The organism is Ruegeria sp. HKCCA5763, from assembly GCF_013034545.1.
Taxonomy (GTDB): Bacteria; Pseudomonadota; Alphaproteobacteria; order Rhodobacterales; family Rhodobacteraceae; genus Ruegeria.
Window position 1 is genome coordinate 36,457 of record NZ_WQGF01000014.1, and the last position, 26,045, is coordinate 62,501.

The 26,045-nt window shown below is 55.5% G+C and carries 25 protein-coding genes and 1 tRNA gene; 10 read left to right on the plus strand and 16 right to left on the minus strand.

The features are described 5' to 3' along the window. The first annotated feature begins 140 nt into the window (after positions 1-140). Complete coding sequence (locus GOV89_RS19640; RefSeq protein ID WP_171174021.1) at positions 141-815, plus strand: PAS domain-containing protein; 675 nt, start codon at positions 141-143, stop codon at positions 813-815. Positions 816-876: 61 nt separating this feature from the next. Here the strand turns inward: GOV89_RS19640 and GOV89_RS19645 are convergent, their stop codons facing one another. After that, positions 877-2,247: a class II 3-deoxy-7-phosphoheptulonate synthase gene (locus GOV89_RS19645; protein ID WP_171238860.1), complete on the minus strand. Its 1,371-nt coding sequence runs from the start codon at positions 2,245-2,247 to the stop codon at positions 877-879. Between the two features lie 169 nt (positions 2,248-2,416). Between GOV89_RS19645 and GOV89_RS19650 the strand changes: the two genes are divergently transcribed. Continuing rightward, entirely contained in the window at positions 2,417-3,421 is a 1,005-nt protein-coding gene (locus GOV89_RS19650; RefSeq protein WP_171174025.1) for a GlxA family transcriptional regulator, read from the plus strand. Here the strand turns inward: GOV89_RS19650 and GOV89_RS19655 are convergent. Further along, a complete protein-coding gene (locus GOV89_RS19655; RefSeq protein WP_171174027.1) occupies positions 3,418-4,515 on the minus strand; it encodes a PQQ-dependent sugar dehydrogenase in 1,098 nt (365 codons plus the stop codon). The genes GOV89_RS19650 and GOV89_RS19655 overlap by 4 nt on opposite strands. A gap of 155 nt (positions 4,516-4,670) precedes the next feature. Here GOV89_RS19655 and GOV89_RS19660 point away from each other — a divergent pair, with 155 nt between their 5' ends. The 6 genes from GOV89_RS19660 to GOV89_RS19685 all read left to right on the plus strand — a co-directional run bounded on the left by GOV89_RS19660 (position 4,671) and on the right by GOV89_RS19685 (position 10,358). Next, entirely contained in the window at positions 4,671-5,852 is a 1,182-nt protein-coding gene (locus GOV89_RS19660; protein WP_171174029.1) for an ABC transporter substrate-binding protein, read from the plus strand. A gap of 106 nt (positions 5,853-5,958) precedes the next feature. Next, positions 5,959-6,747 carry an ABC transporter ATP-binding protein gene (locus GOV89_RS19665; RefSeq protein ID WP_171174031.1) on the plus strand — a complete coding sequence of 263 codons (789 nt, stop codon included), beginning with the start codon at positions 5,959-5,961 and terminating at the stop codon, positions 6,745-6,747. Then, positions 6,744-7,574 (plus strand): ABC transporter ATP-binding protein, encoded by an 831-nt coding sequence (locus tag GOV89_RS19670; RefSeq protein ID WP_171238861.1) that lies wholly within the window; start codon positions 6,744-6,746, stop codon positions 7,572-7,574. The genes GOV89_RS19665 and GOV89_RS19670 overlap by 4 nt, the downstream gene beginning before the upstream one ends. Positions 7,575-7,576: 2 nt before the next feature. Continuing rightward, the gene (locus GOV89_RS19675; RefSeq protein WP_171238862.1) at positions 7,577-8,038 is read left to right on the plus strand and encodes a hypothetical protein; all 462 of its coding nucleotides are present in this window, start codon (positions 7,577-7,579) and stop codon (positions 8,036-8,038) included. Next, entirely contained in the window at positions 8,038-9,048 is a 1,011-nt protein-coding gene (locus GOV89_RS19680; protein WP_171238863.1) for a branched-chain amino acid ABC transporter permease, read from the plus strand. The genes GOV89_RS19675 and GOV89_RS19680 overlap by 1 nt, the downstream gene beginning before the upstream one ends. Next, on the plus strand, positions 9,045-10,358 hold the full coding sequence (locus GOV89_RS19685) for a branched-chain amino acid ABC transporter permease (RefSeq protein WP_171238864.1): 1,314 nt from the start codon (positions 9,045-9,047) through the stop codon (positions 10,356-10,358). The genes GOV89_RS19680 and GOV89_RS19685 overlap by 4 nt, the downstream gene beginning before the upstream one ends. Before the next feature lie 468 nt (positions 10,359-10,826). Here the strand turns inward: GOV89_RS19685 and GOV89_RS19690 are convergent, their stop codons facing one another. Beyond that, positions 10,827-12,374: a helicase HerA-like domain-containing protein gene (locus GOV89_RS19690; protein WP_171238865.1), complete on the minus strand. Its 1,548-nt coding sequence runs from the start codon at positions 12,372-12,374 to the stop codon at positions 10,827-10,829. A 446-nt stretch (positions 12,375-12,820) separates the two neighbouring features. Here GOV89_RS19690 and GOV89_RS19695 point away from each other — a divergent pair, with 446 nt between their 5' ends. Continuing rightward, on the plus strand, positions 12,821-13,429 hold the full coding sequence (locus GOV89_RS19695) for an invasion associated locus B family protein (protein WP_171238866.1): 609 nt from the start codon (positions 12,821-12,823) through the stop codon (positions 13,427-13,429). Positions 13,430-13,491: 62 nt separating this feature from the next. On the opposite strand, the gene GOV89_RS19700 is transcribed toward GOV89_RS19695, so the two are convergent. From GOV89_RS19700 to GOV89_RS19715, 4 genes are read right to left on the minus strand one after another with little or no spacing between them, the layout of a single operon-like run. Beyond that, entirely contained in the window at positions 13,492-14,700 is a 1,209-nt protein-coding gene (locus GOV89_RS19700; protein ID WP_171238867.1) for a beta-ketoacyl synthase, read from the minus strand. A gap of 9 nt (positions 14,701-14,709) precedes the next feature. Next, positions 14,710-14,967 (minus strand): acyl carrier protein, encoded by a 258-nt coding sequence (locus tag GOV89_RS19705; RefSeq protein WP_171238868.1) that lies wholly within the window; start codon positions 14,965-14,967, stop codon positions 14,710-14,712. A 32-nt stretch (positions 14,968-14,999) separates the two neighbouring features. Further along, a complete protein-coding gene (lpxD, locus tag GOV89_RS19710; RefSeq protein WP_171174047.1) occupies positions 15,000-16,091 on the minus strand; it encodes a UDP-3-O-(3-hydroxymyristoyl)glucosamine N-acyltransferase in 1,092 nt (363 codons plus the stop codon). A gap of 34 nt (positions 16,092-16,125) precedes the next feature. After that, complete coding sequence (locus tag GOV89_RS19715) at positions 16,126-17,733, minus strand: murein L,D-transpeptidase (RefSeq protein WP_171238869.1); 1,608 nt, start codon at positions 17,731-17,733, stop codon at positions 16,126-16,128. A 355-nt stretch (positions 17,734-18,088) separates the two neighbouring features. Between GOV89_RS19715 and GOV89_RS19720 the strand changes: the two genes are divergently transcribed. Then, entirely contained in the window at positions 18,089-18,658 is a 570-nt protein-coding gene (locus GOV89_RS19720; protein WP_171234259.1) for a DUF882 domain-containing protein, read from the plus strand. Positions 18,659-18,720: 62 nt separating this feature from the next. Here the strand turns inward: GOV89_RS19720 and GOV89_RS19725 are convergent, their stop codons facing one another. The 9 genes from GOV89_RS19725 to sufB all read right to left on the minus strand — a co-directional run bounded on the left by GOV89_RS19725 (position 18,721) and on the right by sufB (position 26,028). Then, positions 18,721-19,209: a hypothetical protein gene (locus GOV89_RS19725; protein WP_171174053.1), complete on the minus strand. Its 489-nt coding sequence runs from the start codon at positions 19,207-19,209 to the stop codon at positions 18,721-18,723. Between the two features lie 5 nt (positions 19,210-19,214). Next, positions 19,215-19,291: transfer RNA gene (locus GOV89_RS19730), tRNA-Arg, on the minus strand. 77 nt (positions 19,292-19,368) lie between these two features. Next, positions 19,369-20,589: a cysteine desulfurase gene (locus tag GOV89_RS19735; RefSeq protein WP_171238870.1), complete on the minus strand. Its 1,221-nt coding sequence runs from the start codon at positions 20,587-20,589 to the stop codon at positions 19,369-19,371. Positions 20,590-20,600: 11 nt separating this feature from the next. Further along, complete coding sequence (locus GOV89_RS19740; RefSeq protein WP_171238871.1) at positions 20,601-21,170, minus strand: Yip1 family protein; 570 nt, start codon at positions 21,168-21,170, stop codon at positions 20,601-20,603. Then, positions 21,167-21,652, minus strand: a complete 486-nt coding sequence (locus GOV89_RS19745) for a YIP1 family protein (RefSeq protein ID WP_171238872.1) — start codon at positions 21,650-21,652, stop codon at positions 21,167-21,169. Before GOV89_RS19745 ends, GOV89_RS19740 begins: the two co-directional genes overlap by 4 nt. Then, complete coding sequence (locus GOV89_RS19750; protein ID WP_171238873.1) at positions 21,652-22,932, minus strand: SufD family Fe-S cluster assembly protein; 1,281 nt, start codon at positions 22,930-22,932, stop codon at positions 21,652-21,654. Before GOV89_RS19750 ends, GOV89_RS19745 begins: the two co-directional genes overlap by 1 nt. After that, positions 22,932-23,687, minus strand: a complete 756-nt coding sequence (sufC, locus tag GOV89_RS19755) for a Fe-S cluster assembly ATPase SufC (protein ID WP_171176171.1) — start codon at positions 23,685-23,687, stop codon at positions 22,932-22,934. Before sufC ends, GOV89_RS19750 begins: the two co-directional genes overlap by 1 nt. A 47-nt stretch (positions 23,688-23,734) precedes the next feature. Then, positions 23,735-24,505, minus strand: a complete 771-nt coding sequence (locus GOV89_RS19760) for an FkbM family methyltransferase (protein WP_171238874.1) — start codon at positions 24,503-24,505, stop codon at positions 23,735-23,737. Between the two features lie 2 nt (positions 24,506-24,507). Continuing rightward, positions 24,508-26,028 carry a Fe-S cluster assembly protein SufB gene (sufB, locus tag GOV89_RS19765; RefSeq protein WP_171238875.1) on the minus strand — a complete coding sequence of 507 codons (1,521 nt, stop codon included), beginning with the start codon at positions 26,026-26,028 and terminating at the stop codon, positions 24,508-24,510. Positions 26,029-26,045: the final 17 nt, after the last annotated feature.

The window sequence follows — 26,045 nt, forward strand, 5'->3', positions numbered from 1 at the left end:
TTAACCATTCGTTAAAGAATTGCTCCAAAATTGATTTAACCCGAGTCAAACTACCCAGAGCAATGGTTTGCAGGCTGCCGCTGCTCCCGATGTGTTGCATTTTAGAAAAATGGCAGCCTTTTGGCGTAAGGGTAAAGAAGATGAAAACCTTTTTCGGGATTGGTTCCGGGTCAGAATTTGGAAAGATCGTCGCAATGGATCGCTTTGACAATGGGCGCAGCCTTTCGCCGATCCGCCAGGCCGAGGCGTATTGGACCGCATTACTGAATCGTGACAGTGTCCCGATGCGGTCCCAGATTGACCCGCGCGGTCTGGAAAATATCTTGGAATACACGTTTATACTCGAGCGCATTGCGCCTGGCTTGGCCCGTTTTCGTCTAGCCGGAAGCCATTTGAACGCGCTTGCGGGTATGGAAGTGCGGGGTATGCCGTTGACTGCGTTCTTCCAGCCTGATGACCGCGCAGGCATTAAGGATGTTCTGGAACAAGTGTTCGCGGCCCCTGCTGTTGCCGAGTTGGGCATGACTTCGGGTGGAGTACTTGGTCGCACGCCTATGCAAGCCCGAATGATATTGCTGCCGCTGAAAAGTGATCTGGGCGATGTCAGCCGCGTTCTGGGCGTCATGATCGCTGACGGGGCAATTGGAAAAACGCCGCGGCGGTTTTCAATCTCGGATACGCGGATCAAAATGGTGTCTGACATTCACGTCCAAATCCCAGTGAAACCAACGCCGGCCCATGGGTTTGCGGAAGTCGAGGGAAAATTCAAACACCCTGCCAAGCATTTGCGATTGATCGTGTCACGGGACGATTAGCGTTTCCTGAAACGAAAAACAGCGGACCAAAGGCCCGCTGTTTAAATCTGTTTTTACGCGCTTAACTAGCGACGCGCTTGCTGCCGTTGCGGCGCAGATTTGTCAGTTCTTCTGCCACCAGGAAGGCCAGTTCCAGCGACTGTGACGCGTTCAGGCGCGGGTCGCAGGCGGTGTGATAGCGATCTGACAGATCTTCTTCGGTCACCGCGCGCACGCCGCCGGTGCATTCGGTCACATCCAGACCGGTCATCTCAAAATGCACGCCACCGGGGATGGTGCCTTCGGTCTGATGTACGCCAAAGAAGTCGCGCACCTCACGCAAGACTGAGTCGAACGGACGGGTCTTGTAACCGGTCGCCGATTTGATCGTGTTGCCGTGCATCGGATCACAAACCCAGGTGACCTTGGCCCCTTCTTCCTTCACAGCTTTGACCAGACGCGGCAGGTGCTCACCTGCTTTACCCGCACCAAAGCGCGCGATCAGGGTCAGGCGACCCTCTTCGTTTTCGGGGTTCAGTTTGGACATCAGAACCTTAAGGTCTTCCACGGTCGTTGTCGGACCACATTTCAGACCAATCGGGTTCAAAACTCCGCTGCAGAATTCAACATGCGCACCGTCGGGCTGACGTGTACGGTCGCCGATCCAGATCATGTGACCAGAACCAGCCAGCCAGTTGCCCGAGGTCGAATCCAGGCGCGTCAGCGCCTCTTCATATTCCAGCAGCAGCCCTTCGTGGCTGGTATAGAATTCGACGGTCGAGAATTCATGTGTGGTATCTGCCGTGATCCCGGCCGCTTCCATGAAGTCGATGGTGTCCTGAATACGATCGGCAATCTCGGAGTACTTCTGCACGTCCTGTTCATCTGTGAACCCAAGGGTCCACGAATGAACGCGGCTCATGTCCGCGAATCCACCGGTCGAAAAAGCCCGCAGCAGGTTCAGAGTGGCAGCAGCCTGTGTATAGGCTTGCAGCATCTTCTGAGGATTCGGGATGCGCGCTTCTGGTGTGAATGCCAATTCGTTGATGATGTCACCACGATAGCTGGGCAGTTCCACACCATCCACAACTTCGGTTGGTGCACTGCGCGGCTTGGCGAACTGACCGGCCATGCGGCCGACTTTGATCACCGGGACTTTTGCGCCATAGGTCAGAACCATTGCCATCTGCAGCATCACCTTAAAGGTGTCACGGATCGCATCCGCGCTGAATTGTTCAAAGCTTTCAGCACAATCCCCACCTTGCAGCAGGAAGGCCTCGCCGCGACCGGCGGCACCCAGATGTTGTTTGAGACGCCGCGCCTCACCGGCAAAGACCAGCGGGGGATACTGTGAAAGCTGGGCCTCGACCTTGGCCAGAGCGGCCGAGTCGGTATAGTCTGGCATCTGAACCCGGGGCTTGTTGCGCCAGTTCGATTTTTGCCATTCGGTCATAGCTTTGATCTCCGCTGAAGTGTTCAGGTGGCCTCTATACAAAATGCTTTGAAGAGTGACCATATCCCATTTGCGCCTCTTGACGGCGCAAACAAGCTTTGATCATGGTGAACTCTAAATATGTCGCTGGATAAGGCTGTATTCAGTGCCAAAGTAAGGACAACCCGCCATGCAAGTGCAACGCCAGGCAGTCACAGTGGAAAACGCTGAGGCCATCCCGCGCCATTATGTTTTTGTTCTTCTGGACAAGTTCTCGTTGCTATCATTTGCTTCGGCTCTTGATAGTTTGCGGATCGCAAACCGTATGGCAGACCAGGAATTGTATACTTGGACACTGTCTGGAGAAGGCGGCGGCACGGTCAAATGCTCGGCTGGAACCGAGTTCAAACTCGACACGGATCTAGAAGAACTGCAGCGCGATGATGTCGTCCTCATCTGCGGAGGCGTAAACGTTCAAACAGCGACCACAAAACGCGTCCTGAACTGGGTTCGTCGCGAGGCGCGGCGCGGCCTTCGAATCGGTGGTCTGTGTACTGCCGCGTATACGCTTGCCAAGGCAGGGTTGCTGGACAACAAGAAGGCGACGATTCACTGGGAAAACTCTGACAGTTTTATCGAGGAATTCGATGAGGTCGAACTGACGAAATCGGTTTTTCAGGTTGACGGCAACCGCATGACAACTGCTGGCGGCACATCCTCGATAGACTTGTCGCTTAAACTGATTGCGGATGATTTTGGCGAAGAATTGGCCAATGCCGTAGCGGACCAGATGATCTATTCGTCCATCCGTACTGATCAGGACACGCAACGTTTGTCGACACCGACGCGGATCGGCGTGCGACATCCAAAGCTGAGCCAGGTCATTTTGATGATGGAAAAAAACATCGAAGAGCCAATCTCGCCTTCTATTTTGGCCAAAGATGTCGGCATGTCGACCCGCCAGCTAGAGCGTCTATTCCGCAGGTATCTCAGCCGTTCCCCTAAACGCTACTACATGGAACTGCGACTGCACAAAGCGCGGAATCTTCTTATGCAGACGGATATGAGCGTCATCAACGTTGCGCTTGCATGTGGGTTCGCCAGCCCTTCGCATTTCTCGAAATGCTACAGGGCACATTATAATACGACACCCTACCGGGAACGTGGCGCGCAGAGCACGCGATTGTCGGTTTAGCCCTGCGGGGTCATGCGGTACACCGCGCCCTGCCCGACTGAAATGAACCAGATCGAACCATCCGGTGCTTCAACGATATCGCGCACACGTTCGGTTTCCGGCCCTTTGATCTGTTCGACCTCACGCAGAGACTTTCCGGCAAGTCGCGCGATATAGTCGAATTTCAGAGACCCGACAAAGATATTCCCCTTCCATTGGGGCCAGAGTTTGCCGGAATACACCAACAAACCCGAAGGCGCGATGGACGGATCCCAATACAACTCGGGCTGCTCCATGCCGGCTTTGGACGTACCTTCGCCAATTTTTTGGCCGGAATAATGCGTGCCGTAAGAAATGACCGGCCACCCGTAATTGCGGCCCGCGCGGGGTTGGTTGATCTCATCGCCTCCGCGAGCGCCGTGTTCCGAAACCCACAGCCTCCCCTGCGCGTCCAGTGCAGCTCCCTGCGGGTTGCGGTGGCCGAAGGACCAGATTTCAGGTTTGATGTTTGATTGCCCGACAAAAGGGTTGTCTACAGGGATCGATCCATTCCGGTTTATCCGAATGACCGACCCCATCGGAGAAGACCGGTCCTGTGCGTTGTCGGGCTGGCCGCGATCGCCAATGGTTACAAAAAACGTTCCATCCTGTGCTTCGACGATGCGGCTGCCAAAATGCCGCCCGCCGGAACCGCCGGGTGTTGCTTCGTAGATCACCCGAACGTTGGTCAGACGTTTACCGTTCTCCGACAGCCGCCCAACGGCAATGGCAGTGCCAGCGCCCCCGTTTTGAGGCTTTGAGAAGCTCAGAAATACCTCGCGGCTTTGTCGAAAATCGCGTGGAACCGTCACATCAAGCAACCCACCTTGCCCTCTGGCGGCAACTTTCGGAACGCCCCGCACAGTGGTCGCCTTACCATTCTGAACAAACAGCAAATCTCCGTCCCGCTCGGTGATCAGGAACGCCCCATCCGGCAAGACTCCGACGGCCCAGGGCGTATCGAGACCGCTTACCATCTTGGTCAGTTCAATGCCTCCGGCGGACGTTGACAGGGTTTGTGCGGCAACTGAGAACGCATTGAGCGTGAAAAACAGAAGTGTAACAATGCGAAGCATGTCGGCCCCTTTCGGCGGCAATCACGGAAGAGTTTCTAACAAAACAGTTAGTTTCCCAAACGGTAAAAACACGTTTGCGTTAGGACTTTTCTTTTCCAAACAGCTTGCCTAGGGTCGAGGCCAGAACAAAGACGTTCAATACAGGGAGTAAACATATGAAAAAGCTGCTGACTGCTACTGCAGCCACCGCCTTGCTTGCGGGAACCGCCATGGCCGAGGATGTGAAGCTGGGCGTGCTGTTTGGCTTTACCGGCCCAATCGAATCGCTGGCACCGGCAATGGGCTCTGGCGCCGAAATGGCGATGGCCGAAGTCACCGAGTCCGGCAAGCTGCTGGATGGTGCAACCGTCACCGGAATGCGTGCCGATACAGGCTGTATCGACAACGGTCTGGCCACCTCGAACGGTGAGCGCATGATTGCGGATGGTGTCGCCGGTATCATCGGTGGTGACTGCTCGGGCGTGACCGGTGCGATCCTGCAGAACGTCGCGATTCCGAATGGTATGGTTATGATCTCGCCGTCGGCCACCTCGCCCGGCCTGTCGACCATGGAGGATAACGGCCTGTTCTTCCGCACCGCTCCGTCGGATGCGCGTGAAGGTCAGGTTATGGCGGACATCCTGAATGACCGCGGCATCAGCTCGATTGCTCTGACCTACACCAACAACGACTATGGCAAGGGTCTCGCGGACGCGATTCAGTCGTCTTTCGAGGCATCGGGCGGCGAAGTGACGATTGTTGCGGCACACGAAGACGGTAAGGCCGACTATTCGGCTGAAGTGGGCGCGCTGGCCTCGGCCGGTGGTGACATTCTGGTCGTTGCAGGCTATCTGGACCAGGGTGGTCTGGGCATCATCCAGTCTGCACTGGACAGCGGTGCCTTTGATACATTCGGCCTGCCAGGCGGTATGATCGGTGACTCGCTGCCTGCAAATGTTGGCCCCGACCTGAATGGTTCGTTCGGTCAGATCGCCGGATCCGGCGGTGAAGGTGCCGAGAAGTACTTTGCCATGGCAGAAGCCGCTGGCTTCGACGGCTCGTCACCTTACTCGCCCGAAAGCTATGACGCGGCCGCGCTGTTCATGCTGGCGATGCAGGCCGCAGGGTCAACCAACCCGGCCGATTATGGTTCAAAAGTCTTGGACGTCGCTAACGCTCCGGGTGAAAAGATCTATCCGGGTGAGCTGGCCAAGGGTTTGGAACTGCTGGCTGCTGGTCAAGACATCGACTATGTCGGCGCGTCTGGCGTTGAGCTGATCGGCCCCGGTGAAAGCGCGGGTTCCTATCGCGAAATCGAAGTGACCGACGGCGAAAACAAGACCGTCAACTTCCGTTGATCCAACGTTAAAAACCATAAAAACAAGCAGCCCGGTCCTTGTGTCCGGGCTGTTTCAATGACAAAAGGCTGCACCTCGTTTCACGGGGCAAAGGCAAGGGGATAACATGATCGTCGTCGAAGACGTGCATAAGCATTTCGGCGGGTTTCACGCGGTGGACGGGGCATCGCTGGAAATCCAAAAAGGGTCGATCACCGGCCTGATCGGGCCGAACGGTGCAGGAAAAACCACTCTGTTCAATGTGATCGCGGGCGTTTTGCCGCCAACCAGCGGCAAGGTCTTTATGGATGGTGAGGATATCACCGGCCTGCCCCCTCATGAGTTGTTTCACAAAGGTCTGTTGCGCACCTTCCAGATCGCGCATGAGTTTTCATCGATGAGCTGTCGCGAGAACCTGATGATGGTGCCCGGTGCGCAATCGGGTGAATCGCTGTGGAACACCTGGTTTGGCCGAAAGCGCATCGCGGATGAAGAACGCGCGCTGCGTGCTAAGGCAGACGAGGTGCTAGAGTTTCTGACCATCGAGCATCTGGCCGATCACAAGGCCGGTCAGGTTTCGGGCGGACAGAAGAAACTGCTGGAGCTTGGCCGCACCATGATGGTCGACGCCAAGATCGTGTTCCTGGACGAGGTCGGCGCAGGCGTGAACCGTACCCTGCTGATGACCATCGCCGACACCATCCTGCGCCTGAACAAGGAACGCGGCTACACCTTCGTGGTCATCGAACATGACATGGATTTCATCGGCAAAATCTGCGACCCGGTCATCTGTATGGCCGAGGGCAAGGTTCTGGCCGAAGGCACTTTGGACGAGATCAAGGCAAACGAGCACGTGATCGAAGCTTATCTGGGCACCGGCCTGAAGAATAAAGACAAGCTGGAGGCAGGCGCGTGAGCGACAATCCTTATCACGACGACAAGGGGAACAAGGACGCCTCTATCACCAATACGCACGGGGCTGGTACGATGATGCCAGCGAATTCAGCAAGCGGTGAAGCGCGTTACGTTGGCGGCGGCCCTTTTCTGATCGGCGACACAATGACCGGCGGTTACGGCAAAGGTCCGGACATCCTGCATGACTGCACCATTGCCGTCGACAAGGGTGAGATCGCGGTGATCGTTGGCCCCAACGGTGCGGGCAAGTCCACGGCGATGAAGGCTGTGTTCGGCATGCTGGACGTACGTGCCGGTTCGGTGCGGCTGGACGGTGAAGACATCACCAAGCTGTCACCGCAGGACCGGGTGATCAAAGGTATGGGTTTTGTGCCGCAAACCTCGAATATCTTCACGTCCATGACGGTGGAAGAGAACCTTGAAATGGGTGCGTTCATCCGCCGTGACGATATCACTGAGACAATGGAACAGGTTTATGACCTCTTCCCAATCCTGCGCGACAAACGCAATCAGGCCGCCGGAGAACTGTCGGGCGGTCAACGCCAACAGGTCGCCGTAGGCCGCGCGCTGATGACCCAGCCGAAGGTGCTGATGCTGGACGAACCCACTGCCGGTGTCTCGCCCATCGTGATGGATGAGCTGTTTGATCGGATTATCGAGGTTTCCCGCACCGGGTTGCCAATCCTGATGGTAGAACAGAACGCCCGCCAGGCACTGGAGATTGCGGACAAGGGATATGTGCTGGTTCAGGGACGGAATGCCTATACCGGCACGGGCAAAGAACTGCTGGCCGATCCCGAAGTGCGCAAGAGTTTCTTGGGGGGGTGAGGATGCAATCAATTTACCCAATTGCACTCGCTACCGTTACAGCCAGCCCTGTATTCGCATTCGAAGAAGCAATTGACTACGCGCTCACGCTGGACTGTCGAAGCGTTTCAATATGCGAAATCGCCGATGAATGTAAAAGTATGGCGCGCGCGCTTCAGTTTCTCTTGGTCAGACATGATGGAAATGAAGGTGCCTATTTTGGTCATTCGCCCGCCGAGAATGGCTACTATACAAAAATTCAGCTGCTCGACGAAGGCTTTCACGGGAAACCCAACCACGACTTTTCGACATCAGTACCCGATGATCACGCAGTTGACTTTCGAGGCGGTGACGAGTTCGAACTCGAAAGCGGCGTGCTGTTTCTAGCCTACGTTCCACGCGGATACGAATGGATCGAGCGGAACTTCAAAAATACTAGTCTCTCCGAATTTCTTGTAGAGTTTCAGGGGTGTGAAAGCAACTAATGGACTTCCTCAACGCCCTTGTGGCGCTCTCCAACTTCGTCCTTGTTCCCGCAATCGCCTATGGTAGCCAATTGGCGCTGGGGGCATTGGGGGTAACGCTGATCTATGGCATCCTGCGGTTTTCGAACTTTGCCCATGGCGACACGATGGCTTTTGGCGCGATGATCGCTGTTCTGGTCACGTGGGGCTTACAAGCCGCCGGGGTCAGTTTTGGGCCGCTGCCAACCGCCCTGCTCGCCCTGCCTTTTGCCATTCTGGGCTGCATCGTTCTGGTGTTGATCACCGACCGGCTTGTCTATCGGTTTTACCGGGAACAAAAGGCCAAGCCGGTGATCCTCGTGATCGTCTCGATGGGCGTTATGTTCATCATGAACGGCCTTGTCCGCTTTATCATTGGGCCAGATGATCAGAGGTTCTCGGACGGTGCGCGGTTCATTATCTCGGCGCGCGATTTCAAGGCACTGACTGGGCTGCGTGAGGGGCTTGCGATCAAGACCTCTCAGGGTATCACCGTGATTGTGGCTGTTGTCGCCGTGGCGTTGCTGTTCTGGTTCCTCAACAAGACCCGCACAGGCAAGTCCATGCGAGCCTATTCGGATAACGAGGATCTGGCGTTATTGTCCGGCATCAACCCCGAGCGTGTTGTGATGATCACATGGATCATCGTCGCTGCATTAGCGACTACGGCCGGGGTGCTCTACGGTCTCGACAAGAGCTTTAAACCCTTCGTCTATTTCCAGCTTCTGCTGCCGATATTTGCCTCGGCCATCGTGGGCGGACTTGGTAATCCTCTGGGTGCCATCGCAGGTGGGTTCATCATCGCGTTTTCCGAGGTGACCATCACCTATGCTTGGAAGAAGGTGCTGACCTACCTGGCTCCAGAAAACTTGGAACCCTCAGGCTTGGTCCAGTTCCTGTCCACCGACTACAAATTTGCCGTCAGCTTCGTCATTCTGCTGATTGTGCTTCTGTTTAAGCCCACGGGCCTGTTCAAGGGGAAAGCGGTATGACCGAGTCTGTCAAAAACACGCTGCTTTTTGCCGTTGTCGCCGGTTTGATCCTTCTGACAGGGTTCACTCAGAGCTGGAACACCGCCATCCTGATCCTGAACATGGGGCTGATCTCGGCCATCATGGCCATTGGGGTCAACCTGCAATGGGGCTTTGCGGGCCTATTTAATGTGGGTGTGATGGGCTTCGTCGCGCTCGGCGGTCTGGCCGTGGTTCTGGTATCAACACCGCCCACCCCGGGGGCCTGGAGCGCTGGCGGTTACGGGATTGTATTGTCACTGCTGTTGGGGGCCGCGACCGTTGTGGCTGCTGTTCTGGTGGCGACCAAGATGCCAAAAGGCCGGGCGCAAACCCTTACCATCATCGCTGTTCTGGTCGTGGGCTTCTTTGTCTACCGCGCAGTTTTTGATCCCAATGTTGCAGCTGTCGAAGCCATTGATCCCGCGATTGCAGGCAATATCGGCGGTCTGAACCTTCCGGTTCTGCTGGCCTGGCCTGCCGGTGGATTGCTTGCGGCGGGCGCTGCATGGCTGATCGGCAAGACGGCGTTGGGTCTGCGGTCGGATTACCTGGCCATTGCGACGCTGGGCATTGCCGAGATCATCATCGCCGTCATGAAGAACGAAGACTGGTTGGCCCGGGGTGTGAAAAACGTCTACGGTATCCCGCGCCCGTCTCCTGTCGTCGGTTACGAAGTTGAGTTGCAGCAAGACCCCACGTTCCTGGCCCGTGCAGAGTGGTTTGGACTTGATCCGGTCACGGCCTCTACCCTTTCGGTCAAGTTGGGTTATTCGCTACTGTTCCTGATCGTCTTGCTGGCGCTGCTGTGGATGGCCCAGATGGCGTTGAAAAGCCCGTGGGGCCGTATGATGCGCGCGATCCGCGACAATGAGGTCGCGGCCGAGGCGATGGGCAAGGACGTGACCCGCCGCCATCTGCAAATCTTTGTTCTGGGGTCGGCCATCTGCGGGATCGCAGGGGCGATGATGACAACGCTGGACGGTCAGTTGACGCCAAGCGCCTACCAGCCTCTGCGCTTTACCTTTCTGGTTTGGGTGATGGTGATTGTTGGCGGATCGGGAAACAACTTCGGGTCCGTTCTTGGCGCGTTTCTGATCTGGTTTTTATGGGTTCAGGTTGAACCAATCGGCCTATGGCTGATGAACCTGATCACCGCAGGTATGCCGGATGGAAGTTGGTTGAAAGCGCATCTGGTCGAAAGCGCTGCCCATATGCGCTTGTTCACTATGGGTCTTATCCTGTTGATTGTTCTCAGATTCAGCCCAAGGGGCCTGATCCCCGAAAAATAGGACTTATCCATAACCATTTCGTGAAGCCGCGCCGGCACTTCGGCGCGGTTTCTTGATTCTTGGCGTTTTTTTGAATAAACGGACCCACCGCAGTGTTTTTCTTCTGCGGTCTGTTGCTGGCACTCACACCCGCTCAAGCCGATCTAAAACGATCATTCAAACGTGTTGATAAGAGTAAAAAATGAAAGCACCACGCTTCGGAACTGTTTTCCTACTTTCGGTTGTTGTCGTTACAACAGCCGCCTGCATCCCCAGACCAGAAGACCTGGAAACAGCACCTGTTAAGGTACAGACGCCCCAGGGCGTAGTGACTTGTCAGCTGTATCGCCAGGATAGAGTCACCTGGGATCGCGCCATCGATTTTCCAGCGACGAAGATGTCGGTACCCCAAGCAGATGCCTATTGCCGACAAGAGGGTCAACGTCGCCTGAAATAACTGTGTCGGCGCCCATTTTGGGCGCCGCGCCGCTATCTGTTTTTGAACAAACCACCCAGAATACCGCGCACGATACGTCGCCCGGTTGTTCCTTTTAGCTCCTTGATGACGGCTTCGGTCATCGCCGTCGCAAACGTGTCTTTCTTGCGCTGCACACGAGAAGACGATCGCCCCACCCTGCTGCCTGAGTATCTGCGAGCTGCAGAAAACTCCCGCTCCATTGGTGATTGAGCCTCTAGCACCTCGTCTGCTTCTGCCTGTTCCGCAGATTTTGCCGCCGCATCGGCACGAGCCTGCAGGATTTCAAATGCAGACTTTCGGTCCACACCTTTGTCATACTTGCCTGCCATCGGGGACGCCGCCAAAATCGCTTTGCGATCAGCGCCAGAAATCGGCCCCAGCTGAGATCCCGGAGGACGAATCAAGGTGCGTTGGACAATGCCCGGAACGCCCTTCTTTTGCAGCATCGAGGTCACGGCCTCTCCGACCCCGACCTCTCGGATCGCGGCTTCGGTGTCGAAAGCCGGGTTCTCTCGGTACGTTTCGGCGGCCATACGCAGGTTCTTGCGGTCTCGCGCTGTGAAGGCGCGCAAGGCGTGTTGGACGCGATTGCCCAGTTGGCCCAGAATGTCTTCAGGAATATCCGCCGGGTTTTGCGTGATGAAATATACCCCGACGCCCTTCGATCTGATCAGACGCGCCACCTGTTCTACCTTGTCCACCAAAACCTTGGGGGCATCGTCAAACAGCAAATGCGCTTCGTCGAAGAAAAAGACCAGCTTTGGTTTCTCGGGGTCGCCGACCTCGGGCAGTTCTTCGAACAATTCACTCAACAGCCAGAGCAGGAAAGTGGCATAGAGCCGGGGCGAGCCCATCAATTTGTCAGAGGCGAGGATGTTCACCATGCCCTGCCCGTTATCATCCGTGCGCATAAGGTCGGCCAGATCCAGGGCAGGTTCGCCAAACAGTTTCGAGCCACCTTGGTTTTCCAGCACCAGCAAACGTCTTTGGATTGCGCCAATCGAGGATGTCGACACGTTGCCATAGCGCAAGGATAGCTGCGCACGGTTCTCTCCGATCCAGACCATCAACGCCTGAAGGTCCTTCAGATCCAGCAACGGCATCCCTTCTTCATCGGCCACACGGAACGCGATGTTCAAAATACCTTCTTGCGCTTCGCTAAGTTCCATCAAACGCGACAGCAGCAGCGGCCCCATTTCCGTGACCGTCGTGCGCACCGGATGGCCTTGTTCGCCAAACAGGTCCCAGAAGGTCACCGGGCAGGCAGAATAGTTGAAATCCGAAAACCCGATACGGTCAGCGCGGTCCAGAAAGGCCTGATGCAGTTTATGTGTCGGACTTCCGGCCAAGGCCAGACCAGACAGGTCGCCCTTGATGTCCGAAAGGAAAACCGGAACGCCGGCTTGCGAGAACCCTTCAGCCAGGATTTGCAGCGTTACGGTTTTGCCCGTTCCGGTGGCTCCGGCAATCAAGCCGTGGCGGTTTGCGTAGTTCAACGTCAATTCCTGCGGAGTGCCATACCCTTCGCCACCGCCGCCCAAAAAAATAATTTTGCCCATTAACACTGCCTTATAGTTCACCGATCCGTGTCCAGCATACAAAGTTAACCTTTGACTGCGATAGTCATTTTGCCCTGCGGAGGTTCGGATCACGTGGGGCAGACTTCCTCCCTGTCGACTGGCCGTGCCTTCGGGCACGGCTTTTTTGTCTGCGCCAATACATGTGTATGTGCTGATTGGCAGATTAAATTTTCAGGATAGCTGTTGACCCACCAGCGCCGCTCTCGTAGGGTTTGCGCATAAATAAGTCGGCCAGTCCGACGGGGAGAACCTTTTGAGGGAGGGAGCTGATCAAACGGCTCCCTTTCTTTATGGTCGAAGGACCCTTTTCCGCCGTAAGAGCAAGAATTTGTTCACGTTGATCAGGGCGGGTCTATTAGTGCCTGACACCGGTTCAGAACAATGCTACATGAGGCAAAAAGCGCAATCATCAAACCGAGGCATTCATGATCAAGCACCTTCTTTCCGCGAATGTTCTGGCCGCCGTCTTTCTGAGCAGTGCGGTCAACGCTCAAGAATCCACTGACGAAACCCAACAACAGGCCGAGACACCTCAGACCGAAGCGACGCAAGAGCTAGACCTGGGGGAAACTGGCCCCCGTGTTGGCGAGCAATACGTTAAGGAAACAAGTGGCGACTGGAACATTACCTGCCTTAAGACCGAAGCAGACAATGACCCTTGTTTGTTGCGTCAAATTCTTTCGGGTGCCGAGGGTCAACCCATTGCGGAAATCTCGATCAACAAGCTTCCCGAGGGTGCTGCAGCCGTGGCTGGTGCCAGCCTGATCGTGCCGTTGGAGACCTTGCTGCAAGCGCAGATCGCGGTATCCATCGATGGGGCACCAAGCAAGCGATACAACTATCATCACTGTAACCCGGTTGGCTGCGTTGCTCAGTTGGGTTTCACGCAAGGTGACATCGACGCAATGAAGGCTGGTAGCACGGCCACCATATCTATGGTGTCCATCCTTGCCCCCAATCAACTGTTGCAAATCGAAATGTCGCTGGCCGGTTTCACCAGTGGATATGATCAGTTGGAAGTCTTGCAAAACTGATTTAATGCAACAAGGGCCGCTTTGTCACAAAGCGGCCTTTCAAAACTGAGCGTCAGGTATTCTCAGACGCGCTTCAAGGCCAAGACGGCATTCAGCCCACCGAACGCAAACGCGTTGCTTAAAGCAACGTCAACCTTTGCTTCACGAGCTTCATTCGGCACCACGTCCAACGCACATTCCGGATCCGGCTCTTCATAGCCGATGGTTGGTGCAATGACACCGTCCCGCAGCGCCATGATACAGGCCAGAAGCTCTACCGCTCCGGTGCCTCCAATCAAATGTCCATGCATGGATTTGGTGGACGAGATCATCAGATCATCCGCGTGCGGTCCAAACACATCTGCGACTGCTGCACATTCGGTTTTGTCATTGGCTGCAGTGCCTGTGCCGTGGGCGTTGATATAACAGACATCGCTGGCGTTCAGCCTTGCATCCGCCAGAGCGCCCGCCATTGCACGTGCAGCCCCTTGCTTGCTTGGCATCACAATATCTGCTGCATCCGACGACATCGCAAAACCGACAACTTCACACAGTATCCCCGCGCCGCGCGCGCGCGCGTGCTCATATTCTTCGAAAACAAAGATGCCAGCCCCTTCGCCCTGAACCATTCCGTTGCGGTTGGCGCTGAACGGGCGGCAGGCGTCCTTGGACATCACGCGCAAACCTTCCCACGCTTTGATCCCGCCGAAACACAGCATGGATTCAGACCCGCCTGTGATCATCGCCGGGGCGGCCCCGCTGCGTACCATCTGAAAGGCCTGCGCCATGGCGTGGTTGGAAGAGGCACAGGCGGTCGAGACCGTAAAGCTGGGGCCTTTGAGGTTATGCTCCATGGACACGTGGCTGGCAGCCGCATTGTTCATCAGCTTTGGAACAACAAACGGGTGAACCCGGTTCTTACCATCCTCATAGACCGAACGGTAATTGTCATCCCAGGTCGAAACGCCCCCGCCCGCCGTGCCAAGTACAACACCGGATCTGGCGGCCAATTCGCCGTGAAACTCAATACCCGACTGGTCAATCGCTTCTTTGGCAGCAGTCAGAGTGAACTGAGTGAACCGGTCGTACAAGGACATCTGCTGACGATTGAACCGCCCTTCCGCCTCGAACCCCCGAACTTGACCACCGATCTTGATGGCCAGACGTTCGACGTCGCGAAACTCCAGTTCCGAAATGCCACAGCGCCCTTCGCGCATGGCCTCCAAAGTGTCGGGAACCGAATGGCCCAGAGAGTTGATCGTACCTGCGCCGGTAATGACAACACGTTTCATGAGAGCAGGTCAGACCTTTTCCGACACAAGCTGCTCGATCCCGGTGATGATCGCAGCCACATTGGAAATGTCGAAATCGTTAGCTTCTGGTTCGTTCGCATTGAACGGGACTGAAATGTCGAACTCTTCCTCGATTGCAAAGATGCTTTCGACCAGACCCAGACTATCGATGCCCAGATCTTCCAGTGTGCTTTCGGGCGTCACATCCGATGGCTCCAGCACGGCCTGCTCTGCAATGATTGCGATGACGCGGTCGCTGATGCTCATGTCGATCCCCTGATTTTCAATCTGTCGATGATTTAGTCGCTTGAGGACTGTTTGAAAACAGCCTTTTTGAGTGCCTCGACGTCGCGGGCCAGACGAGGCAGTCGGCGCTGGGATTTATAGATATTGGTGTGGGTGTCCATCTTGACCGCCGGATAGCCCATAATAACCCTTCCAGCAGGGACATTGGACAGGATTTTGGTACCCCCACCGGCGATCACGCCGTCGCCTATGAAAATGTTGTCGGCGACCCCGGTTTGGCCACCAAGGACAACATTGTTCCCAATCTCTACAGACCCAGACACGCCGGTTTGCCCACATAGCAGACAATCCCGTCCGACTCGGGTGTTGTGACCGACATGGACAAGATTATCCAGTTTCGAGCCGTCCCCGATCCGGGTGTTTCTGATCGTGCCGTTATCGACTGTGCAGTTCGAGCCAACCTCGACGTCATCTCCGATCTCAACCGCCCCCAGAGAGTGAATGCGCAGCCAACTTTGCGCCTTGGCTTCGCCCTGATCGCCCATGGTTTTGCGCGCATTCTCAGCACCCGAAACTTCGGGGGTGACATAGCTGAAGCCATCGCCTCCGATCCGCGCACCAGGTTGCGCAATAAAACGGTCTCCGATCTGCGCGCGGGCCCCAATACTGACCATTTCGCGCAGCAAGGCACGCTTTCCTAGCGTGGCATCGATGCCTATCGTGCAATGCGCGCCGATTTCGGAACCTTCGCCAATCCGTGCGCGCGCACCAACAACTGTCAGAGGCCCGATAGAAACGTTAGCACCAATCTCTGCCGTTGGATCAATAACGGCTGACGGATGAATGCCCGGCTCGGCCCCCTGCCCGCGATCAAGCATCGAAGTAATGCCTGCCATGGCCATGCGAGGGCGCGTGACAAAGATGGCCGCGCGCAGACCCAACGCTTGCCAATCGGCCCCTTCCCAAAGAACCGCAGCACGTGCCTCTCCACCCGAAAGTGCCTCGGCATATTTCGGAGACATCGCCATCGCCAAATCTGTTGGACCCGCGTCTCCGGGTTCGGCGGCACGCAAAATTGTAAGGCCGCCATCGCCCTGACATTCTGCACCCAGAGCTTCAGCAATGTGTTGAACGGTAAACTGCATGACGGGTTTCCTTTTGGCAGGATTTGACCCGTGCTTACCCCTGAACGTCTTGCAGGGCCACCCCTGCCTTTTGCAGAGCGTCCCAAATCTTGGCATCGCGGTTATAGACGTCGCGACGATACTGCACTTGACCCTTGGGGCCGATATAGGCCGTCCGATAGATCAGATGCACCGGCACATGTTGATCCAGTTCAACTTTGGTTTCCTTGCCGGTCTTGAGAACACGGTGAAAGAACGCCTTGGGGTCTTCCTCTTGTTTTGCCAGCAGCGCATACGCAAACTCGAAAGGCTGCGCCAAACGGATACAGCCATGTGAGAACGCCCGCACTTCACGCGCAAACAAACTTTTCTGAGGCGTATCATGCAGATAGATGTTGTGCTTGTTGGGAAACATGAACTTCACCAAACCCAGCGCATTGCTTTTGCTGGGGGGTTGGCGCATCGCAAACGGGAAGTTTCGCGCCGTGAACTGAGTGAAATCCACCGCCCCGCGATTAACCTGACGACCGCTGCGGTCGGTGATTTCTATGTGACCCACCGCATTTGGATTGGATTGCAGTTTCGGCAGATATTCCTTGGTTATGATCGAGCGCGGCACATACCAGCTGGGGTTGATCACCATATGCTCCATCACATCAGAAAACTCGGGGCTGCGGCGATCATATGTGTTCTTGCCAATCACCGCGCGGGTTTCAAACGTGACTTGCCCGTCATCAACAATTTTGGCTGAAAAGTCCGCCTGATTCACAAGGATATGGCGCGTGCCACGTTCCCTTGGCAACCAGCGTTCGCGTTCGAGCGCTACGTGAACAGCTTTCAAACGGTCCGATGCTGGCCGGTTCAACTCGGTGATTGTTCCCTTGCCCGCAACGCCGTCAGGCTCCAACCCATGTGCAGTTTGAAACGCCTGAACGCCAGCCAGCAGTGCGTCGTCAAAAGACGGGCTGGCCGATGGCTTCATGTAACCCATCATCACCAGACGATTGCGCAGTTTAACAACATTCGGTCCTGTGTCACCGAATTCCAGTTTGGAAACGGGCACAGTTGCGCCCCAACCTCCCTGGTTTACCAGGTCCTCCAGCAGAAGCTTTTGCTTCATTAGTGCTCGGTACTGACGTGTTTGGGGTGGCAATTGTTCCAGATATTGCGCGCCTTGATCAGCCAAACCGGCCAAATGCTCGGCCGCGCTCCGACGTTTCAATGTCCGAACAAGGCCATCGTCCACACGTCCGGGCTCAACAGTTCCCGAGTAAAGCGCGTCAGCATATTCGATAAAAGCCCGGCTGAGTTCTGCCTCAACCGCACCAAGATCACGAACTGAACGGGCCTGCTCCATTTTCTCTATCAAAGCTGCGACTGTTGCATCCGACTGTGGCAGACCGTGCATTTGGGCCTTGGACAACGCATTTATCAGCGCGGCACGACGATTTGCATGCTCAACCGTTTCACCGACCCAAATGGGTGAAAACCCATTCGTGCGATAGAACTCTGCTATATTTGAGGTCTGCGGAGTGTGTTCCGCAACCGCCATTTGAAACGCGGTGTTCGGCGCGGGGTCAGAAGCCGTGTTCGCAAAGCTTGCCGTCGCGGTAAAACACGCGGTGAGAAAGATACTGGTACTGGTGCGGAAAACAGAAAGCATTATAGGGCCTTGAGTATTCAATAGCTTGGACTTGGGATATGTGCGTCAAACAACTATGGGTTTGGGCGGCAAAGCTTGTCTATTCACAAATACCTTACTCAATCGCTTCTGTTGGTGGCTGATGCGTGTTTGCATCGGCCTGTCGGCGAAAGCTTCGCAGTTGCACAGTTTCTAAGAAGTACTGTGTCATTTGCGCAAAAAACTGCCGAAATTTCCCCCTTGAAATGGTGAATCTGAAACACTTCTTGGCCACCGATTCCGATTGTGTCATAAAAATCGCATCTGGGATGGGAAAAAATTAATACGGCGCGCGTAACATCGTGCGCAGGCAGGAACAGTACGGGACGAACCAAAAATGACAAAGAGCAGTTCCTCGGGCTTGACCCGGCGTGCCCTATTGGGCGCGTTTGCAGCAACCGCAGTCGCGGCAGCTCCCACCTACTCCAATGCAGCGGGCTTTTTGCGTGGCGGCGGCGATATTCGTCGCATTCGTATGTATTCCGGTCGCACGGGCGAACGGTTGGATATGATTTATTGGGTCGATGGTAAGTATATCAAGGACGCTGTCAAAGAAGTGAACCACTTCATGCGTGATTGGCGTACAGATCAGGTAAAATCCATCGATTTACGCGCGATTGATATCATGGCAGCATCACACAACCTTTTGGATGTGAATGAACCTTATATGTTGCTGTCCGGCTATCGCTCTCCGCAGACCAACGCTATGTTGCGTTCCCGGTCGCGTCGCGTTGCGCGAAAATCGCTCCATATGGAAGGTCAGGCTGCTGACCTGCGTCTAGCTTCTCGCTCGGTCTCGCAGATGGCCAAAGCAGCTATTTCGTGCCGCGCAGGTGGTGTCGGCCAATACTACGGTTCCAATTTCGTTCATATGGATTGCGGAGTCGTTCGCAGCTGGCGTGGTTAAAGCGCACACCAAACGGTTTTCGCGTTTCTGAAACGCTTTAGCAGGAAAACTGGTTTTACCTGCTATATCCCCGCATCTCCACCTCCTCCGCCTGCGTCACCCGAGTCGCTACTGGATGCAGCCTCGGCGGTCGAGCTGCCAGACTCACGCGCCTTTTCCTTTTCGACATCAGAATAAACATTAGACACAGACACATCGCTGCTCTCTGCTTCATCGTCGCTGTTTGGATCGTCGTCGGTCAGCTTGCCAAGGATGAATGCAAGCACCACTCCGACTATTATCCAGCTTATAACGCTGGGGAGGGAATAACCCGAAATAACAGTACAGCCCAAAACCGCTACTGTTACGACCACAACGAAAAACAATTTTTTTGAAGAGATGACTTGCACGTTCTTTCCTCCATCAAAGGTGACGCGAACCAACCCCATCGGGAAAGTGTATAGCAAAATGTGCTGATAAAAAATTACACTTCGAAGAGTGTGCCTGCGGGCGTTCTCAATATCCGACGAAACTGTACTTAGAATCCGTTCAAAGTGGTTGAGAACATGCAAGAAAGTGGCGCACCTGAGAGGATTCGAACCTCTGGCCTCTGCCTTCGGAGGGCAGCGCTCTATCCAGCTGAGCTACAGGTGCGTTGGTCGTTAGCTAACCTTGATCCGACTTGGGTGCAACTGGAAATCGTGCCCGTTGCGCTCAGTTTCGGATCAAAGTCAGGCGAAAAGATCATGTGCCAATTCAAGGGCATCGATCAGAATGTCGACCTCTTCCGTGGTGTTATACAGACCGAAACTGGCGCGGCATGTTGCAGTTACACCCAGGTGGTCCATCAGTGGCCCGGCGCAGTGATGACCTGCGCGAACAGCGACGCCTTTTTTGTCCAGGATGGTCGACACATCATGGGCATGCCCCGCCCCGTCCAGTGTAAAGCTGAAGATAGCGGCCTTGTCGGGGCGCGTGCCTTGAACCTGCAACCAGTTCAAGCCCATCAATCGCTGCATGGCATAATCGCGTAGACTGGACTCATGCGCCGCAATGTTCGCCATTCCAAGCTCCATCATGTAGTCCAAGGCCACGCCCAAACCTATCGTCTGAACGATACCCGGCGTGCCAGCTTCGAACTTCATTGGTGGATCGTTATAAATGACCTGATCTTTGCCGACCTCCTTGATCATGTCCCCGCCGCCTATAAAGGGGCGCATTTCGGTCATGCGCTCGGATTTGATGAAGATCGCCCCGGAACCGGACGGACCATAGAGCTTGTGACCTGTGATCGCGTAGAAATCACAGCCGATCTCTTCGACATTCACCGGCATATGGACTGCACCCTGGCTGCCATCCACCAGAACCGGAACGCCTTTGGCATGGGCGCCATCTGTGATGGCTTTGACATCCACGACAGTACCCAGGACGTTTGAACACTGGGTCACCGCGACCAGTTTGGTCTTTGGGCCAATCGCATCAATCACGGCCTGAGGGTCCAGCCCACCCTCTGTATCCACATCGACCCATTTTAAAATAACGCCCTGCCGTTCACGCAGAAAATGCCAGGGCACGATGTTGGCGTGATGTTCCATGACGCTCAGAACGATCTCATCCCCGGCTTCAAGGCGCGGCATTGCCCAGCCGTAAGCGACAAGGTTGATCCCTTCGGTCGTGCCCGAGTTCAGGACGATTTCGTCTTCATTAGATGCGCCAAGAAAGCGGGCGATGGTGCCGCGCACGGATTCGTATTTCTCGGTCGCAAGGTTGGACAGGTAGTGCAGACCGCGATGGACGTTGGAATATTCCTCGGCATACGCCCGAGTCACGGCGTCTATGACGACCTGTGGCTTCTGAGCCGAAGCGCCATTATCCAGATAGGTCAAAGGCTTGCCATTGACCTGACGTGACAGGATCGGAAAGTCAGAGCGGATTTTCTGCACATCATACATAAGCGTATTTCCTAGACAGGTCCGGTTGGGGTGAACATCAGAACAATGGGCAAGGCGACGATCGCGGCCAGCAGGATCACAGCAAAAGCCTTGCCGAGTGAGCCGAACTGATGCGCCTCGTTTAAAAAATGGAGCGTTATGTAAAGGCTCCACCCCAGGGTTGCCAGCCCCAAGAGAAGCGATACAGCGGGCAAGGCCACTGTGGATAAGGCCATGGCCAACGACGCAACGCTTTGCAACAAACTTAGCCAGATCATGAGGGACAACAGGCCAGAAAGCGTTGCACGTCCACCAAGTACCCGCCCGACCAACAGAAAAGCCAGTACGCTCAGAAGCAATCCACCGGCAGAGGTAAGCAAAATTATCGAAATGCTATCGAAAGCTTGGGACGGTTGGTCATTCGGCAAAGTTTGAGCCGTTAAACGGAGTGCTAATTGGACGAGGCTGCTGATAACCACAGCTAGAGCGAACGCTAGCCAGACTGCTTCTCGCCCCAGATCCAGGGCCAAAATCTGACGGGCCGCTTCGGCAGGCCGTCTGAGCGTCAGAACAGCCAGTGGACCTAGTGGTGGAATAGTCATTCAGCCGCCCTTTGTACTTGCCTGAGACCCGATAACCAGAACCAGACAAAAACAGCAACCCACAGGAAGCCTACAATTGACAAAGCAGGTCCGGGTCCGATGAACCCAGCTACCAGACCATTCAGCAAAACCAGCGGTGCAGACGAAAGCAGCGCCCAGAACAGGGCCAGCCTTGCCCCATAAGCAGTGCCCTTGCCGCCAACCAGACGCGCGGCCCAATGCGAGACCAAAGCCAGCGTGTAGAAGAACAACGGCAAGATAAACACGGTGCCCAGCAGCGCACCGCCCAGCAACATATTCAGTTCAACACCTTCCAGATGAGCCTGCCGTGCGAGCCCTGGCATCTGCGCAATAAACGCGACGATGCAAAAGCCCATGACAAACACTAGCGCGCGGTCTTCACGAGGCCCCAAATCCAGAAGCCGACGCACAACGCGCCCCGGCCCCCGGTAAGTTGCCAAAATATCTGACGAAAGAGCCATCAGCTGCGGCGGTCGAGCCACCCCTCCAGACGGCTGACAATCGCTTCGGCCAACGCGCTGTCTTCGATTTCGTCGACCGCTTCGGCCAGGAACGCAAGTGTCAGCATATTGGTCGCGTCCTTGGTCGGAACCCCGCGCGAGCGCAGGTAGAACAGTGCGGTTTCGTCAATCGCGCCCGAAGTCGAGCCATGCGAACACGCCACATCATCGGCGTAAATCTCAAGCTCGGGTTTGGCTAGGAACTGGCTGTCGTCATCCAGAAGCAGCGACTGGCTGATCTGGTAGCCGTCGGTTTTCTGAGCCCCTTCCTTCACAAGAATCTTGCCTTGGAACACGCCGGTCGCACCGTTGCGCAGCACTTTCTTGAACACCTGACGGCTTTCACAATTCACTGCGTCATGCGTGATGAAGACTGTGTCGTCATGGTGAAACTCGCCATCGCCAACGCAGGCCCCCGCCACATGCGCAACCGCATCGTCGCCGGTTAGTTCTACAACCTGTTCATTGCGGGTCAGAACGCCATTCACCGTCAAAGTGAAGGATTTAAAGACCGATTCCGTGCCCAGACGTGTGAACATATGGGTCGCCGCGCGACGCTCATGGTCCCTGCCCTGTGCACGGACATGATGCAGCGTACCCTTGTCGGCAATGTCGATTTCCATGCATTTGTTAAAGCGCGAGGCTGCTGGACCAGTTTCAAGGATGGTCGCCTCGGCCCCGCTTTCCACCCGAACCACGTGATGCAGGATCGCGTCTGACGTCGGCGAAGCGTGGCGATAGATCAGGTTGATCGGTTTGGACGGTTTGCCTGTCACGTGAATGGCAACACCATCCGACGCAAATGCCGTGTTCAGCGCTGCCAGCGGGCGCTGGACCGGTACCTGACCGCGGGCTTCCAGAACGCCATACAGGTCCTTGGCCCAGTGAATGTCTTTGCAGCAGATGTCTTCAAGCCGGTCGATGCTTACACCTTCCATCGACAGATCATCCGATTCCTCGGCACTGAATACACCGTCCACGAAAACGATATTCAGCCGGTCGAACTCACTGAATACCAACGGCTCATCATCTGAGAAGACAGCAGCAGGCATCGCTTCGGGCGACACCAAAGTGTCAGGTTGGGTGTATTTCCAGTATTCGTCGCGACGGTTAGGCAGGCCAGTTTCAAGCACACGTGCCAGAGCGTCTTCGCGCGCGGCACGCGTGCAACCTACGTCAGGCATGGTCAGCGCAGATAGCCGCGCCTCGGTTGCGGTTTGTTTTGCTTCGGGCAAGGCCATCAGTTCACCTCGGCAAGAATGTCAGCATAACCGTTGTTTTCGACCTCAAGCGCGAGGTCCGGACCGCCGGTCTTGACGATACGACCATTGGCCATAATGTGCACGACGTCCGGTTTGATGTGATCCAAAAGACGCTGGTAGTGCGTGATCACCAGGAAACCACGGCCTTCATCGCGCAGGGCATTCACACCTTCGGCCACCAGCTTCATCGCATCCACGTCAAGGCCCGAGTCTGTCTCGTCCATGATGCACATCTTAGGTTCCAGCATGGCCATCTGAAGTATTTCGTTGCGCTTTTTCTCACCGCCCGAAAAGCCAACATTGACCGGACGCTTCAACATGTCAGCGTCGATCTTCAGAGTTTTCGCCTTCGCGCGCACTTCTTTCAGGAAGTCGGCGGCCGACAGCTCTTCTTCGCCACGTGCCTTGCGTTGCGCATTCACTGCAGTCCGCAGGAAGGTCATATTGCCAACGCCCGGGATTTCCACCGGGTACTGGAACGCCAGGAATACACCCGCAGCGGCGCGCTCTTCCGGTTCCATTTCCAACAGGTCTTCGCCGTCCAGCGTGGCCGAGCCTTCGGTCACCTCGTAACCGTCGCGACCGGACAGAACATAGCTGAGCGTCGACTTACCCGACCCATTGGGCCCCATGATCGCATGCACCTTGCCGGCCTCAACCGTCAGGTCCACACCTTTGAGAATTTGCTTGTCTTCTTCTTCAAGCTGCACGTGCAGGTTCTTGATTTCCAGCATATTTTCCTCGGCTCTCATCTCTATTCGCGCGTCATCTTGCGCGGGTGTCATTTCGATTTGAACGTGTCGGCCTTTTCGGCCGGAACGATCAGGAAGTTTTCATTGTCGCGGTCTTGCCCAAAGCTCCGAAGAGTTTCGTAGTTTTGCTCGGCCATCCATTTCTGAAAGAACGCGCGGTTTTTGTGATCTACCTCGACAAAGATGATGGGGCGCGTCGCAGCCACCGTGCGGGACAACCCTGCCAACACGTCCAGCTCCATGCCCTCAACGTCGATCTTGATCAGATCCGGTGTCATACCTTCTAAAAGCGTATCACCGGGCTCTACCCGCAGATTTCCAGATCCCAGTGTCAATTGCGTGCCGCCTAGATTGCCCGCCTCTGGCTTAAGCTCAAAGCCAGACGCAGCCTCGCGCCCTGCTCCAACACCCAGTTTCGAACTGTCAACAACATCTTCCAGGCCGTTAAGCTTGATGTTGCGCTTCAAGATGGCGATAGCGTCCGGGTTAACTTCGATCACACGTACGATCTTGGTTGCACACGCGCGCCCCCAATACACTGCATGGTTATCAATATTGGCTCCAATATCAGCGATTTGCGCGTTTTTCGGCAGATAGCGCGATATGTCTTGGAGCAGACCCAACTCATACACATCACCCCAAAAATGACGTCCTTGGATCACATCACGTGGATTGGACACTTCGAACAACAGAAATTGACCGCCGGCATCGCAATACCGCACGAACGGGCCGCATAAGCTGACAAATAGTTTGGCAACCGTGCGGTCAACAAACCGTTTGATCTTGGAACGCGGGCGCATTGTTAGCCGACGCTCCCCTCAAGCGAGATCGCCACCAGCTGCTGCGCTTCCATGGCAAATTCCATCGGCAGCGCCTGCAATACGTCCTTGCAGAACCCGTTCACAACCAGCGCAACGGCCTCTTCCTCGTCCATGCCGCGCTGACGGCAATAGAACAGTTGATCGTCATCCACTTTCGACGTCGTCGCCTCATGCTCAACGCGGGACGAGTTGTTCTTGACCTCAATATACGGAACCGTATGCGCGCCGCATTTATCTCCGATCAACAGACTGTCACACTGCGTGTAGTTCCGGCTGTCTTTAGCTTTCGGATGCATCGAGACCAGACCGCGATAGGTGTTCTGCGCTTTACCTGCGCTGATGCCTTTGGACACAATGCGCGATTTGGTGTTCTTGCCCAGATGAACCATCTTGGTGCCGGTGTCGGCCTGCTGATAGTTGTTGGCAATCGCAATCGAGTAGAACTCGCCTTGGCTTTCATTGCCGCGGAGGATGCAGGACGGGTATTTCCAGGTCACGGCAGACCCAGTTTCCACCTGTGTCCACATGACTTTGGAACGATCGCCCCGGCAATCGGCGCGTTTGGTCACAAAGTTATAGATGCCACCCTTGCCATTCTCATCCCCTGGGAACCAGTTTTGCACGGTCGAATACTTCACCTCGGCGTCTTCTTCGACGATGATCTCGACAACAGCCGCGTGCAGCTGCGCCGTATCACGCTGGGGCGCAGTGCAGCCTTCCAGATAAGAGACGTACGAGCCCTTGTCAGCGATGATCAGCGTGCGTTCGAACTGGCCAGTGTTTTCGGCGTTGATGCGGAAATAGGTGCTCAGCTCCATCGGGCACCGAACGCCCGGCGGGATGTAGACAAAAGACCCATCCGAAAACACAGCCGAGTTCAGTGTCGCATAAAAGTTGTCCGAAACTGGGACGACAGTCCCAAGATATTTCTTGACCAACTCGGGGTGTTCTTTGATCGCTTCCGAGATCGAGCAGAAGATCACCCCGGCCTTTTTCAGTTCGGCCTGAAAGGTCGTACCTACAGAAACCGAGTCGAACACCGCGTCCACAGCAACCTTGCGCCCTTCGGCAGGCGCGTCTTCAACACCTTCGACACCAGCCAGAATCATCTGTTCTTTCAGTGGGATACCAAGCTTTTCATATGTGGCCAGCAGCTTGGGATCGACCTCATCCAGAGACTTTGGCTTTTCTTCCATCGATTTCGGACGCGCATAGTAATACTGGTTCTGGAAATCGATTTCAGGGTAGTTGACCATCGCCCATTTTGGTTCGTTCATCTTGGTCCAGCGCTCGAACGCGGCCAAGCGCCATTCGGTCATCCACTCTGGCTCTTCGTTCTTCTCCGAGATCAGACGGACGATATCCGGGTTCACACCTTTCGGCGCGTACTCCATCTCAATATCAGTGTCCCAGCCGTACTTGTAGGTTCCGACCTCGCGTACCGCATCCACGGTTTCCTGATCGACACCCTCTTTCACCTGGGTCTGGTCCAAAGCGGCCATAACTTACCCTCCGTCAG

What these genes read in the sequence shown, in the direction of transcription:
- GOV89_RS19720 (WP_171234259.1), top strand. Translation starts at nt 18,089, where the DNA reads ATGACAAAGAGCAGTTCCTCGGGCTTGACCCGGCGTGCCCTATTGGGC.
- GOV89_RS19740 (WP_171238871.1), bottom strand. Translation starts at nt 21,170, where the DNA reads ATGACTATTCCACCACTAGGTCCACTGGCTGTTCTGACGCTCAGACGG.
- GOV89_RS19700 (WP_171238867.1), bottom strand. Translation starts at nt 14,700, where the DNA reads ATGAAACGTGTTGTCATTACCGGCGCAGGTACGATCAACTCTCTGGGC.
- GOV89_RS19660 (WP_171174029.1), top strand. Translation starts at nt 4,671, where the DNA reads ATGAAAAAGCTGCTGACTGCTACTGCAGCCACCGCCTTGCTTGCGGGA.
- GOV89_RS19665 (WP_171174031.1), top strand. Translation starts at nt 5,959, where the DNA reads ATGATCGTCGTCGAAGACGTGCATAAGCATTTCGGCGGGTTTCACGCG.
- GOV89_RS19655 (WP_171174027.1), bottom strand. Translation starts at nt 4,515, where the DNA reads ATGCTTCGCATTGTTACACTTCTGTTTTTCACGCTCAATGCGTTCTCA.
- lpxD (WP_171174047.1), bottom strand. Translation starts at nt 16,091, where the DNA reads ATGCAGTTTACCGTTCAACACATTGCTGAAGCTCTGGGTGCAGAATGT.
- GOV89_RS19760 (WP_171238874.1), bottom strand. Translation starts at nt 24,505, where the DNA reads ATGCGCCCGCGTTCCAAGATCAAACGGTTTGTTGACCGCACGGTTGCC.
- GOV89_RS19675 (WP_171238862.1), top strand. Translation starts at nt 7,577, where the DNA reads ATGCAATCAATTTACCCAATTGCACTCGCTACCGTTACAGCCAGCCCT.
- sufB (WP_171238875.1), bottom strand. Translation starts at nt 26,028, where the DNA reads ATGGCCGCTTTGGACCAGACCCAGGTGAAAGAGGGTGTCGATCAGGAA.
- GOV89_RS19715 (WP_171238869.1), bottom strand. Translation starts at nt 17,733, where the DNA reads ATGCTTTCTGTTTTCCGCACCAGTACCAGTATCTTTCTCACCGCGTGT.
- GOV89_RS19685 (WP_171238864.1), top strand. Translation starts at nt 9,045, where the DNA reads ATGACCGAGTCTGTCAAAAACACGCTGCTTTTTGCCGTTGTCGCCGGT.
- GOV89_RS19735 (WP_171238870.1), bottom strand. Translation starts at nt 20,589, where the DNA reads ATGTATGATGTGCAGAAAATCCGCTCTGACTTTCCGATCCTGTCACGT.
- GOV89_RS19650 (WP_171174025.1), top strand. Translation starts at nt 2,417, where the DNA reads ATGCAAGTGCAACGCCAGGCAGTCACAGTGGAAAACGCTGAGGCCATC.
- GOV89_RS19745 (WP_171238872.1), bottom strand. Translation starts at nt 21,652, where the DNA reads ATGGCTCTTTCGTCAGATATTTTGGCAACTTACCGGGGGCCGGGGCGC.
- GOV89_RS19640 (WP_171174021.1), top strand. Translation starts at nt 141, where the DNA reads ATGAAAACCTTTTTCGGGATTGGTTCCGGGTCAGAATTTGGAAAGATC.
- GOV89_RS19645 (WP_171238860.1), bottom strand. Translation starts at nt 2,247, where the DNA reads ATGACCGAATGGCAAAAATCGAACTGGCGCAACAAGCCCCGGGTTCAG.
- GOV89_RS19695 (WP_171238866.1), top strand. Translation starts at nt 12,821, where the DNA reads ATGATCAAGCACCTTCTTTCCGCGAATGTTCTGGCCGCCGTCTTTCTG.
- GOV89_RS19680 (WP_171238863.1), top strand. Translation starts at nt 8,038, where the DNA reads ATGGACTTCCTCAACGCCCTTGTGGCGCTCTCCAACTTCGTCCTTGTT.
- GOV89_RS19690 (WP_171238865.1), bottom strand. Translation starts at nt 12,374, where the DNA reads ATGGGCAAAATTATTTTTTTGGGCGGCGGTGGCGAAGGGTATGGCACT.
- GOV89_RS19750 (WP_171238873.1), bottom strand. Translation starts at nt 22,932, where the DNA reads ATGGCCTTGCCCGAAGCAAAACAAACCGCAACCGAGGCGCGGCTATCT.
- sufC (WP_171176171.1), bottom strand. Translation starts at nt 23,687, where the DNA reads ATGCTGGAAATCAAGAACCTGCACGTGCAGCTTGAAGAAGAAGACAAG.
- GOV89_RS19705 (WP_171238868.1), bottom strand. Translation starts at nt 14,967, where the DNA reads ATGAGCATCAGCGACCGCGTCATCGCAATCATTGCAGAGCAGGCCGTG.